The 12670-nt window shown below is 56.9% G+C and carries 7 protein-coding genes; 6 read left to right on the top strand and 1 reads right to left on the bottom strand.

The annotated features are described in order from the left end of the window. Window positions 1-189 precede the first annotated feature (189 nt). The 4 genes from metA (at window position 190) to aceK (ending at window position 6130) form a co-directional block, all read left to right on the top strand. Window positions 190-1119, top strand: a complete 930-nt coding sequence (gene metA, locus INF61_RS16045; protein ID WP_017382604.1) for a homoserine O-succinyltransferase — start codon at window positions 190-192, stop codon at window positions 1117-1119. Between the two features lie 270 nt (window positions 1120-1389). Beyond that, window positions 1390-2991, top strand: a complete 1602-nt coding sequence (gene aceB / locus INF61_RS16040) for a malate synthase A (protein WP_193547908.1) — start codon at window positions 1390-1392, stop codon at window positions 2989-2991. Between the two features lie 31 nt (window positions 2992-3022). Continuing rightward, on the top strand, window positions 3023-4327 hold the full coding sequence (gene aceA, locus INF61_RS16035; protein ID WP_023295753.1) for an isocitrate lyase: 1305 nt from the start codon (window positions 3023-3025) through the stop codon (window positions 4325-4327). Window positions 4328-4378: 51 nt separating this feature from the next. Then, the gene (gene aceK / locus INF61_RS16030) at window positions 4379-6130 is read left to right on the top strand and encodes a bifunctional isocitrate dehydrogenase kinase/phosphatase (protein ID WP_193547907.1); all 1752 of its coding nucleotides are present in this window, start codon (window positions 4379-4381) and stop codon (window positions 6128-6130) included. Between the two features lie 23 nt (window positions 6131-6153). Here aceK and iclR read toward each other — a convergent pair whose 3' ends face one another. Further along, the gene (gene iclR, locus INF61_RS16025; protein WP_022646720.1) at window positions 6154-6981 is read right to left on the bottom strand and encodes a glyoxylate bypass operon transcriptional repressor IclR; all 828 of its coding nucleotides are present in this window, start codon (window positions 6979-6981) and stop codon (window positions 6154-6156) included. Between the two features lie 193 nt (window positions 6982-7174). Here iclR and metH point away from each other — a divergent pair, with 193 nt between their 5' ends. Both metH and INF61_RS16015 read left to right on the top strand, forming a co-directional pair. Then, on the top strand, window positions 7175-10858 hold the full coding sequence (gene metH / locus INF61_RS16020) for a methionine synthase (protein ID WP_193547906.1): 3684 nt from the start codon (window positions 7175-7177) through the stop codon (window positions 10856-10858). A 116-nt stretch (window positions 10859-10974) separates the two neighbouring features. Then, window positions 10975-12606 (top strand): Na/Pi cotransporter family protein, encoded by a 1632-nt coding sequence (locus INF61_RS16015; protein ID WP_003860350.1) that lies wholly within the window; start codon window positions 10975-10977, stop codon window positions 12604-12606. Window positions 12607-12670: the final 64 nt, after the last annotated feature.

Here is a 12670-nt window from a genome sequence, read left to right as displayed (position 1 = left end):
GTGCGGGGTTTTTTGCTTTGCACGTTCTGAAAAGTTGGGTGGTGGCCCAGCCTTACCCGCCCTACATGCTTTTCCTCCTTGAAACTTTCTCACCTTTCGTTTGCAGACTCGACATTAACCCCGTTTCTGGGTATCGTTAGCTGTCTGGATGTCTAAACGTTTATACGTATGCTGTGAGGATTTAAGGTTATGCCGATTCGGGTGCAGGACGAGCTACCAGCCGTCAATTTCTTGCGTGAAGAGAATGTCTTCGTAATGACAACTTCGCGTGCTTCTGGTCAGGAAATTCGCCCGCTGAAGGTGCTGATCCTTAATCTGATGCCAAAGAAGATCGAAACGGAGAACCAGTTCCTGCGTTTGCTCTCCAACTCTCCGCTTCAGGTTGATATCCAGCTGCTGCGCATTGACGCGCGTGAGTCACGCAACACGCCTGCTGAGCATCTGAATAACTTCTACTGTAATTTTGAAGATATTCGCGATGAGAATTTCGATGGACTGATCGTCACCGGCGCCCCGCTGGGTCTGGTGGAATTTAATGACGTTGCCTACTGGCCACAGATCAGGCAGGTGCTGGAGTGGGCAAAAGATCACGTCACGTCCACCTTGTTTGTCTGTTGGGCGGTACAGGCCGCGCTGAATATCCTCTATGGCATTCCCAAGCAAACCCGCAGCGACAAACTTTCTGGCGTATACGAACACCACATTCTTCATCCGCATGCGCTGCTGACGCGTGGTTTCGATGACACTTTCCTGGCCCCGCATTCTCGCTACGCCGATTTTCCGGCACAGCTGATCCGCGATTACACCGACCTGGAAATCCTGGCCGAAACGGAAGACGGCGATGCCTACCTGTTCGCCAGTAAAGACAAACGCATCGCGTTCGTTACCGGCCATCCTGAGTACGATCCGCATACCCTCGCGTCAGAGTATTTTCGTGACGTTGAAGCGGGTCTGAATCCGGATGTCCCGTACAACTATTTCCCGAAAAATGATCCGCAAAACACGCCTCGGGCAACCTGGCGTAGCCACGGAAATTTGCTGTTTACCAACTGGCTCAACTATTACGTCTACCAGATTACGCCGTACGATCTGCGACACATGAATCCGACGCTGGAGTAATCGTCTGCATTAAACGATCCTAAAGCGTTTCAGCTATTCAGATCAGGCACCTTCGGGTGCCTTTTTTATTTCCGAAATCCAACTCAACCTCGAAGAAAACTTTAATTCCATATTAATCATGCAGTTGCAATCAGATATAAATTAAAATGGAAATAGTTTTTGATTTTGGAAAAATTATAGATAGTCTTAATTCTGCTGAGCGAAAACTACACAACGATCTTTCGCTCGCATCGGGGGCGTGATTTTGGATCTTTGATGAGGAGCAGAACGATGACTCAACAGGCGACAACGGTCGATGAACTGACCTTTACCCAGCCGAATGGTGAGCAAGAACAGCAAGTTTTGACGGCAGAAGCGGTAGAGTTTCTGACTGAACTGGTGACGCGCTTTACGCCACAGCGTAATAAACTGCTGGCGGCAAGCATTCATCAACAGCAGGAGATCGATAACGGCACGTTGCCAGGATTTATTTCGGAAACCGCTTCCATTCGTCATGGTGAATGGAAAATTCGCGGAATCCCTGAAGATTTACAGGATCGTCGCGTAGAGATCACCGGTCCGGTAGAGCGCAAAATGGTGATCAACGCCATGAATGCCAACGTCAAAGTATTTATGGCGGACTTTGAAGATTCCCTCGCGCCGGACTGGCAGAAAGTTATCGACGGGCAGATCAACCTGCGCGACGCCGTCAACGGCACCATCAGCTATACCAACGAAGCCGGTAAAATTTACCAGCTCAAACCGAATCCGGCGGTGCTGATCTGTCGCGTACGCGGTCTGCATTTGCCAGAAAAACACGTTACCTGGCGCGGAGAAGCGATTCCGGGCAGCCTGTTCGACTTTGCGCTGTACTTCTTCCACAACCATAAAAACCTGCTGGCGAAAGGCAGCGGCCCCTATTTCTATCTGCCGAAAACCCAGTCCTGGCAGGAAGCGGCGTGGTGGAGTGAAGTTTTCAGCTACGCAGAAGACCGCTTTGGCCTGCCGCGCGGCACCATTAAGGCCACGCTGCTGATTGAAACCCTGCCTGCCGTATTCCAGATGCATGAGATCCTCCATGCGCTGCGTGACCATATTGTGGGCCTGAACTGCGGACGCTGGGATTACATCTTCAGCTATATCAAGACGCTGAAAAACCATGCCGACCGGGTATTGCCGGATCGTCAGGTTGTCACCATGGATAAACCGTTCCTCAGCGCCTACTCGCGCCTGCTGATTAAGACCTGCCACAAACGCGGCGCCTTTGCGATGGGAGGTATGGCGGCGTTTATCCCGAGCAAAGATGCAGAGCGTAACAATCAGGTGCTCAACAAGGTGAAAGCCGATAAAGAGCTGGAAGCCCGTAATGGCCACGACGGGACGTGGATTGCCCACCCTGGTCTGGCCGATACGGCGATGGAGGTCTTTAACCGCGTACTCGGCGACAACAAAAACCAGCTGTTTGTCACCCGTGAAGACGATGCGCCAATCGCAGAAGAACAATTGCTGGCGCCGTGTGCGGGCGAACGCACGGAAGAGGGGATGCGCGCCAACATTCGCGTCGCCGTGCAGTACATAGAGGCATGGATCTCAGGCAATGGCTGCGTGCCGATCTACGGCCTGATGGAAGATGCCGCCACGGCGGAAATTTCACGTACCTCCATCTGGCAGTGGATCCATCATCAAAAAACGCTCAGCAACGGCAAACCGGTAACCAAAGCCCTGTTTCGTCAGATGCTGGCCGAAGAGATGCGGGTCATCCAGGACGAACTGGGCGAACACCGCTTCAGCAGCGGGCGTTTTGACGATGCAGCACGTCTGATGGAGCAAATCACCACCTCTGATGACTTAATCGACTTCCTGACCCTGCCGGGCTACCGCTTCCTGGCGTAATTCACCACATAACAATATGGAGCATCTGCACATGAAAACCCGTACCCAACAGATCGAAGAGTTACAAAAAGAGTGGACCCAACCGCGCTGGGAAGGCATTCGCCGTCCGTACAGCGCAGAGGAAGTGGTGAAGTTACGCGGCTCGGTTAACCCGGAATGTACGCTGGCGCAGAACGGCGCGGCGAAAATGTGGGATCTGCTGCATGGGGGGTCCAAAAAAGGCTATATCAACAGCCTCGGCGCACTGACTGGCGGTCAGGCATTGCAGCAGGCGAAGGCTGGCATTGAGGCTATCTATCTTTCCGGCTGGCAGGTCGCGGCGGATGCTAACCTTGCCTCCAGCATGTATCCGGATCAATCTCTTTATCCGGCGAACTCGGTGCCGTCAGTAGTAGATCGGATCAACAATACCTTCCGCCGTGCGGATCAGATCCAGTGGGCTGCGGGTATCGAACCCCACGATCCGCGTTTTATCGACTATTTCCTGCCGATCGTCGCCGATGCGGAAGCCGGTTTCGGCGGCGTGCTGAACGCCTTTGAGCTGATGAAATCCATGATTGAGGCCGGTGCAGCGGCCGTTCACTTTGAAGATCAGCTGGCGTCGGTGAAGAAGTGCGGGCATATGGGCGGGAAAGTGCTGGTGCCAACCCAGGAAGCGATCCAGAAGCTGGTTGCCGCGCGTCTGGCTGCTGACGTGCTCGGCGTGCCGACGCTGGTGATTGCCCGTACCGATGCTGACGCGGCGGACCTGATCACCTCTGACTGCGACCCGTATGACAGCGAATTCATTACCGGCGAACGTACCAGCGAAGGGTTCTATCGCACACATGCCGGTATTGAACAGGCGATCAGCCGCGGCCTGGCGTATGCCCCTTACGCCGACCTGGTCTGGTGTGAAACCTCCACGCCGGATCTGGCGCTGGCGAAGCGCTTTGCCGATGCGATTCATGCGAAGTATCCGGGCAAGCTGCTGGCCTATAACTGTTCGCCGTCCTTCAACTGGCAAAAGAATCTGGACGATACGACCATCGCCAGCTTCCAGCAGCAATTGTCAGATATGGGCTACAAGTACCAGTTCATCACTCTGGCGGGTATCCACAGCATGTGGTTCAACATGTTCGACCTGGCGCACGCCTACGCGCAGGGCGAAGGCATGAAACACTATGTTGAGAAGGTACAGCAGCCAGAATTTGCGGCGGGCAAAGAAGGATATACCTTCGTTTCGCACCAGCAGGAAGTGGGAACCGGCTACTTCGATAATGTGACCACGATTATTCAGGGCGGGGCCTCCTCCGTCACGGCATTAACGGGCTCGACGGAAGAAGCACAGTTCTAATCTTTTCCCCCTCTCCCCCCTCGGGGAGAGGGTTGGGGTGAGGGGGAATATATGTCGCGTGGTCTGGAATTACTGATTGCCCAAACTATTTTGCAGGGCTTCGATGCCCAGTATGGCCGCTTTCTGGAAGTCACCTCCGGCGCGCAACAGCGTTTCGAACACGCCGACTGGCATGCGGTTCAGCAGGCCATGAAGCAGCGTATCCATCTTTATGATCACCACGTAGGTCTGGTGGTGGAACAGCTGCGCTGTATTACCGACGGTAAAAACCCGGATGCGGAATTTTTACTGCGCGTGAAAGAGCACTACACCCATCTGTTACCCGACTACCCGCGCTTCGAGATTGCGGAGAGCTTTTTTAACTCCGTCTATTGCCGGTTATTTGACCACCGCTCATTATCTCCTGAGCGGTTATTTATCTTCAGCTCCCAGCCGGAGCGCCGCTTCCGTACCATTCCGCGTCCGCTGGCGAAAGACTTCTTTCCCGATCGCGGCTGGGAAAAGCTCCTGCACCGCGTCTTAACGGATTTGCCGCTGCGCCTGCCGTGGGAGAATAAACCCCGGGATATCGGCTATATCCACGCATATCTCAGTGAAACCTTCGGCGAGGAGGTGCTCAGCCGCAGCCATTTGCAGGTTGCCAACGAGCTTTTCTACCGGAATAAGGCCGCCTGGCTGGTGGGCAAACTGGTTACGCCGACAGCCATCGTGCCGTTTCTGCTGCCCATTCACCGTACCGACGACGGCGAACTGTTTGTCGATACCTGCCTGACTACCAGCGCTGAGGCCAGTATCGTATTTGGCTTCGCCCGCTCCTATTTCATGGTCTATGCCCCACTGCCTGCCGCCCTGGTGGAGTGGCTGCGCGAGATCCTGCCGGGCAAAACCACCGCCGAGCTGTATATGGCGATTGGCTGTCAGAAGCATGCCAAAACGGAAAGCTATCGGGAATATCTGCGTTATGTCACCACGGCTGATGAGCAGTTTATCGAAGCGCCAGGCATTCGCGGCATGGTGATGCTGGTTTTCACACTGCCGGGCTTCGACCGCGTGTTTAAGGTGATTAAGGATAAATTCGCCCCGCAGAAGGAGATGAGCGCCGCGCACGTTCGTGCCTGCTATCAGCTGGTTAAAGAGCACGATCGCGTCGGGCGCATGGCGGATACCCAGGAATTTGAAAACTTTGTGCTGGATAAGCAGCAGATCGATCCGGCGCTGATGTCACTGCTAATGCAGGAAGCGCCGACGAAAATTACCGATCTTGGCGATAAGATTGCGATTAGCCATCTCTATATCGAGCGCCGGATGGTGCCGCTAAATATCTGGCTGGAGCAGTCCGAAGGCCAGGCTTTACGAGACGCCATTGAAGAGTACGGCAATGCGATTCGCCAGCTCGCCGCCGCCAATATTTTCCCCGGCGACATGCTGTTTAAAAACTTCGGCGTCACCCGTCACGGGCGGGTGGTGTTCTACGATTACGATGAAATTTGCTACATGACCGAGGTGAACTTCCGCGATATCCCGCCGCCGCGCTACCCGGAAGATGAACTGTCCAGCGAGCCGTGGTACAGCGTATCGCCGGGCGATGTGTTTCCGGAGGAGTTTCGCCACTGGCTTTGTGCTGACCCGCGTATCGGGCCGTTATTTGAAGAGATGCATGCCGATCTGTTCCGCGCCAGCTACTGGCGCGGGCTGCAAACGCGGATCAAAAATGGGCACGTGGAAGATGTCTACGCTTACCGCCGTAAGCAGCGGTTTTGCATCCGCTTTTCTCCCTCTCCCTGTGGGAGTGGGCCGGGGTGAGGGCATCAGGCGGCAATGCACGTTTAACGAATCCCACCATACGCCAGCGTGACCTCTTTCGCGGCCTTAATCACCAGCGCGCCCAGCTCGGTGACGCGATCGTCGGTCATGCGTGAAATAGGCCCGGAAATGGAAATGGCCGCAAACGGCTCGCGATGCTCGTCGAATATACAGGACGCGAGGCAGCGCAGGCCCAGGGCATGTTCTTCGTCATCAAACGAATAGCCGCGCTTGCGGGTCAGGGCCAGATCTTCTTTCAGATGCACCGGCGACACCAGCGTGGCGTGGGTGTAGGCGTGCAGACCTTTACGGTGCAGCAGACCCGTTACCTGCTCTTCGCTCAGCTGCGAGAGAAACGCTTTCCCTGCGCCAGAGGCGTGCATCGGCAGCTTGCCGCCAATCGGCGCGGACATGCGCATCAGCTGCGTGCACTGCACCTGGTCGATGATAATCGCCTGGTGATCGCTCTGATCCAGCACGGCCAGGTTTACCGTCTCGCCGGACTCCTCCATCAGTTTGCGCAAAATCGGGTGGACAATCGCCAGCAGGTTACGGCTTTGCAGGAAGCTGCTGCCGACAATAAACGCATGCGCCCCCACCGCCCAGTGTCCCAGCTCGCCCACCTGACGCACGAAGCCCAGCTGCTGCATGGTGGTCAGCAGACGGTGCGTGGTGGAGTTCGGCAGGCCAGCCTGCTGCGCCAGCTCCGTCAGGGCCACGCTACCATGCGATTCGGCTATCCATTCCAGCAGCTTCAGGCCGCGCGTCAGGGATTGAACCTGTCCGCCAGGTTGTGCAGCGGTGGTTGCAGCAGGTTTTCTGCCGCGTTTAGCGGGAACGGTCGTAACCATGACGAACTCCTTTTTCTGTATCGTGGAAATCATTTTCGTTTTATTTGGTGGTTTTGCAACCGCTTTCCTGACTGATCGGAGGAGTGATAGTGAACATGTCTCATGTTACCGCTGTGTGACTTTTCGACCCTGCGAGATTATGCCAGTATGGAACGCAGCCTTTTGGCCTTGTTGAGCGTTGTCGGGAGCAAGTGTGAGCAGCAAAGTAGAGCAACTGCGTGCGCAGTTAAATGAACGAATTCTGGTGCTGGACGGCGGCATGGGCACCATGATCCAGGGCTATCGTCTGAGTGAAGACGATTTCCGCGGCGAGCGCTTTGCCGACTGGCCTTGTGACCTGAAAGGGAACAATGACCTGCTGGTGTTAAGCAAACCGTCTGTTATCAGGGATATCCACAACGCTTACTTCGAAGCGGGTGCGGATATTGTTGAAACCAACACCTTCAACTCGACAACCATCGCCATGGCGGATTACCAGATGGAATCCCTGTCGGCGGAGATCAACTTTGAAGCGGCGAAGCTGGCGCGCGCCTGCGCCGACGAATGGACGGCCCGTACGCCGGACAAGCCGCGCTACGTAGCCGGGGTGCTGGGCCCAACCAACCGCACCGCGTCGATTTCTCCGGACGTCAACGACCCGGCGTTTCGGAACATCACCTTTGACCAGCTGGTGGCCGCGTATCGTGAGTCCACTAAAGCGCTGGTGGAAGGCGGCTCCGACCTGATCCTGATTGAAACCGTATTCGACACCCTCAACGCCAAAGCGGCAATTTACGCGGTGAAAGAGGAGTTCGAGGCGCTGGGCGTCGACCTGCCGATCATGATTTCCGGCACCATCACCGACGCCTCGGGGCGCACGCTTTCCGGCCAGACAACCGAAGCGTTTTATAACTCCCTGCGCCACGCCGAAGCGCTCTCCTTCGGCCTGAACTGCGCGCTGGGGCCGGACGAGCTACGCCAGTACGTGCAGGAGCTTTCGCGCATCGCAGAGTGCTACGTCACCGCCCACCCGAACGCCGGTCTGCCGAACGCGTTTGGTGAGTACGATCTGGATGCCGACACCATGGCGGCGCAAATCCGCGAATGGGCCGAATCTGGTTTCCTCAACATCGTCGGCGGCTGCTGCGGCACCACGCCTGAGCATATCGCCGCCATGAGCCGCGCCGTCGCCGGGCTTCCACCGCGCAAGCTACCCGAGCTTCCGGTAGCCTGTCGTCTGTCCGGCCTGGAGCCGTTGACCATCGGCGACGACAGCCTGTTTGTGAACGTGGGTGAACGTACTAACGTTACCGGTTCTGCGAAGTTCAAGCGCCTGATCAAAGAAGAGAAGTACAGCGAAGCGCTGGACGTTGCTCGCCAGCAGGTGGAAAGCGGCGCGCAGATTATCGATATCAACATGGACGAGGGGATGCTTGATGCCGAAGCGGCAATGGTGCGTTTCCTCAACCTGATTGCCGGTGAGCCGGATATCGCCCGCGTGCCGATCATGATTGACTCTTCCAAATGGGAAGTCATCGAAAAAGGGCTGAAGTGCATTCAGGGCAAAGGCATCGTTAACTCCATCTCGATGAAAGAGGGCGTCGATACCTTTATCCACCACGCGAAGCTGGTCCGTCGCTACGGAGCCGCCGTGGTGGTGATGGCCTTCGATGAAGTGGGCCAGGCCGATACCCACGAGCGCAAGATTGAGATTTGCCGCCGCGCGTACAAAATTTTGACCGAAGAGGTGGGCTTCCCGCCGGAAGACATCATCTTCGACCCGAACATCTTCGCCGTCGCGACCGGCATCGAAGAGCACAACAACTACGCCCAGGACTTTATCGGCGCGTGTGAAGACATTAAACGCGAGCTACCGCATGCGCTGATCTCCGGCGGCGTGTCAAACGTGTCGTTCTCGTTCCGCGGCAACGACCCGGTGCGTGAGGCGATCCACGCCGTATTCCTCTACTACGCCATCCGCAACGGGATGGACATGGGGATCGTCAACGCCGGCCAGCTGGCAATTTACGACGATCTGCCAGCCGAGCTGCGCGACGCCGTAGAAGACGTGATCCTCAATCGTCGTGACGACGCCACCGAACGCATGCTGGATCTGGCGGAAAAATACCGCGGCAGTAAATCTGACGAATCAGCCAACGTTCAACAGGCCGAATGGCGCTCCTGGGATGTGAATAAGCGTCTGGAATACTCGCTGGTAAAAGGCATTACCGAGTTTATCGAGCAGGATACCGAGGAAGCGCGTCAGCAGGCCGCCCGTCCGATTGAAGTGATCGAAGGGCCGCTGATGGACGGCATGAACGTGGTCGGCGATCTGTTCGGCGAGGGCAAAATGTTCCTGCCGCAGGTGGTGAAATCCGCCCGCGTCATGAAGCAGGCAGTGGCGTATCTGGAACCCTTTATCGAAGCCAGCAAAGAGAAGGGCTCCAGTAACGGTAAAATGGTCATCGCCACCGTGAAGGGCGACGTACACGACATCGGCAAAAACATCGTTGGCGTGGTGTTGCAGTGTAATAACTACGAAATTATCGATCTTGGCGTGATGGTCCCGGCGGATAAAATCCTCAGGACCGCGCGTGAGGTGAATGCGGATCTGATTGGTCTTTCCGGGCTGATTACGCCTTCGCTGGACGAAATGGTCAACGTGGCAAAAGAGATGGAGCGCCAGGGCTTTACCATTCCGCTGCTGATTGGCGGGGCAACCACCTCGAAAGCCCACACGGCGGTGAAAATCGAGCAGAACTACAGTGGGCCGACGGTGTATGTCCAAAACGCCTCGCGCACCGTGGGCGTGGTCTCCGCGCTGCTGTCCGACACCCAGCGCGATGACTTTGTCGCCCGCACCCGCAAAGAGTATGAAACCGTCCGCATTCAGCATGGACGTAAGAAACCGCGCACGCCGCCGGTTTCGCTTCAGGCGGCGCGCGATAACGATCTGGCGTTCGACTGGTCCAGCTATACGCCGCCGGTCGCACACCGTCTGGGCGTGCAGGACGTGACGGCCAGCATCGAAACGCTGCGTAACTACATCGACTGGACGCCGTTCTTCATGACCTGGTCGCTGGCGGGCAAATATCCGCGCATTCTTGAAGATGAGGTGGTGGGCGAAGAGGCGAAGCGCCTGTTTAAAGATGCTAACGACATGCTCGACAGGCTGAGCGCAGAGAAAGCCCTCAACCCGCGCGGCGTGGTGGGGCTGTTCCCGGCGAACCGCGTGGGCGACGACGTGGAAATCTACCGCGATGAAACCCGCACCCACGTGCTGGCCGTGAGCCACCACCTGCGCCAGCAAACCGAGAAAGTGGGCTTTGCCAACTACTGCCTGGCGGATTTCGTCGCACCGAAACTCTCCGGTAAAGCCGACTATATCGGCGCCTTTGCCGTAACCGGTGGTCTGGAAGAAGACGCGCTGGCGGATGCGTACGACGCGCAGCACGATGATTACAACAAAATCATGGTGAAAGCGATCGCCGACCGTCTGGCGGAAGCCTTCGCTGAATATCTGCATGAACGCGTACGTAAGGTGCACTGGGGCTACGCGGCGAATGAGAACCTCAGCAACGAGGAGCTAATCCGCGAAAACTACCAGGGCATTCGTCCGGCGCCGGGGTATCCGGCCTGCCCGGAACACACCGAGAAGGGCACTATCTGGAAGTTGCTGGACGTCGAAGCGCATACCGGCATGAAGCTCACCGAGTCGTTCGCCATGTGGCCGGGCGCGTCCGTTTCTGGCTGGTACTTCAGCCATCCGGACAGCAAGTACTTCGCCGTGGCACAGCTTCAGCGCGATCAGATTGAGGATTACGCCCTGCGTAAAGGCATGAGCGTGTCAGAGGTGGAACGCTGGCTGGCGCCGAATTTGGGCTACGACGCAGACTAACGTCACTTTTCCTTACAACAAACAGGGCACCGCTATGGTGCCTTGTCTCTTTCTTACGTTTAAACCCTTATACTGAACCTCAGGAAAACGAATAACGATAAGGAGGAATGCCTACCGTGTTGACGTTGTTACACCTGCTCTCCGCAGTCGCACTGCTGGTATGGGGCACCCATATCGTTCGTACCGGCGTGATGCGTGTGTTTGGCGCACGTTTACGTACCGTTCTCAGCGGCAGCGTTGAGAAGAAGCCGCTCGCCTTCTGCGCGGGTATTGGCGTCACGGCGCTGGTGCAAAGCAGCAACGCCACCACCATGCTCGTCACCTCGTTCGTGGCGCAGGATCTGGTGGCGCTCGCCCCGGCGCTGGTGATTGTCCTTGGCGCCGACGTCGGTACCGCGCTGATGGCGCGTATCCTGACGTTCGATCTCTCCTGGCTGTCGCCACTGCTGATTTTTATCGGCGTCATTTTTTTCCTCGGCCGTAAGCAAAGCCGTGCCGGGCAGCTTGGCCGCGTCGGTATTGGCCTCGGGCTGATCCTGCTGGCACTGGAGCTGATTGTGCAGGCTGTCACGCCGATCACCCAGGCCAACGGTGTGCAGGTTATCTTCGCCTCGTTAACCGGCGACATTATGCTGGATGCGCTGATCGGCGCGGTATTTGCCATCGTCAGCTACTCCAGCCTGGCAGCGGTCCTCCTGACGGCGACCTTAACCGCCGCAGGGGTAATTTCCTTCCCGGTGGCGCTGTGCCTGGTGATCGGTGCCAACCTCGGCTCTGGCCTGCTGGCGATGCTCAACAACAGCGCCGCCAACGCTGCCGCCCGCCGGGTGGCGCTGGGGAGTTTACTGTTTAAGCTGGTGGGTAGCCTGATCATTCTGCCGTTTGTGCACCCGCTGGCGAACCTGATGGATAATCTCTCTCTGCCGAAAGCGGAGCTGGTGATCTACTTCCACGTCTTCTACAACCTGGTGCGCTGTCTGGCGATGGTGCCGTTTGCCGCGCCGATGGCCCGCTTCTGCGAGCGGCTTATTCGTGATGAACCGGAGCTGGACGCGCGCCTTAAACCGAAGCATCTGGACACCTCGGTGCTGGATACTCCTGCGCTGGCAATCGCCAATGCCGCCCGCGAAACGCTGCGCATGGGCGACGCGATGGAAACCATGCTGGAAGGGCTGCAAAAGGTGATGCACGGCGAGCCGCGCGAAGAGAAAGAGCTGCGCAGGCTGGCGGACGATATCAACGTGCTCTATACCGCCATCAAGCTCTATCTGGCGAGGATCCCCCAGGACGAGCTGGCGGAAGAGGAGTCGCGCCGCTGGGCGGAAATCATCGAGATGTCGCTTAACCTGGAGCAGGCTTCGGATATTGTCGAGCGTATGGGCAGTGAAATCGCAGACAAATCCCTGGCCGCACGCCGGGCGTTTTCTGTTGAAGGGCTGAAAGAGCTGGAAGCGCTGCACGAACAGCTGGTCAGCAACCTGAAGTTGGCGATGTCGGTCTTCTTCTCCAGCGACGTGCCGAGCGCGCGCCGCCTGCGCCGCAATAAGCATCGTTTCCGCATCCTTAATCGCCGCTACTCACACGCCCACGTTGAGCGTCTGCACCAGCAGAACGTGCAGAGTATCGAGACCAGCTCCCTGCACCTGGGGCTGCTGGGGGATATGAAGCGCCTCAACTCGTTGTTCTGTGCGGTGGCGTACAGCGTGATGGAGCAGCCGGATGAAGACGATGAGCGGGATGAGTATTAATATCTGAAAGCGCCTCGCAAAACCCTTTTGTGAGGCGTGACACCTTCTAAAGAGCAATTCATTC

The sequence above is a fragment of the Enterobacter cloacae complex sp. P18RS genome, from assembly GCF_014982105.1.
Classification (GTDB): Bacteria; Pseudomonadota; Gammaproteobacteria; order Enterobacterales; family Enterobacteriaceae; genus Enterobacter; species Enterobacter hormaechei_C.
This window is presented reverse-complemented; position numbering and strand designations above follow the sequence as displayed.

Bases quoted from the DNA above. Each gene is read 5' to 3' on its own strand.
- aceK (WP_193547907.1), top strand. From the start codon at position 4,379: ATGTCGCGTGGTCTGGAATTACTGATTGCCCAAACTATTTTGCAGGGC.
- iclR (WP_022646720.1), bottom strand. From the start codon at position 6,981: ATGGTTACGACCGTTCCCGCTAAACGCGGCAGAAAACCTGCTGCAACC.
- metA (WP_017382604.1), top strand. From the start codon at position 190: ATGCCGATTCGGGTGCAGGACGAGCTACCAGCCGTCAATTTCTTGCGT.
- aceB (WP_193547908.1), top strand. From the start codon at position 1,390: ATGACTCAACAGGCGACAACGGTCGATGAACTGACCTTTACCCAGCCG.
- aceA (WP_023295753.1), top strand. From the start codon at position 3,023: ATGAAAACCCGTACCCAACAGATCGAAGAGTTACAAAAAGAGTGGACC.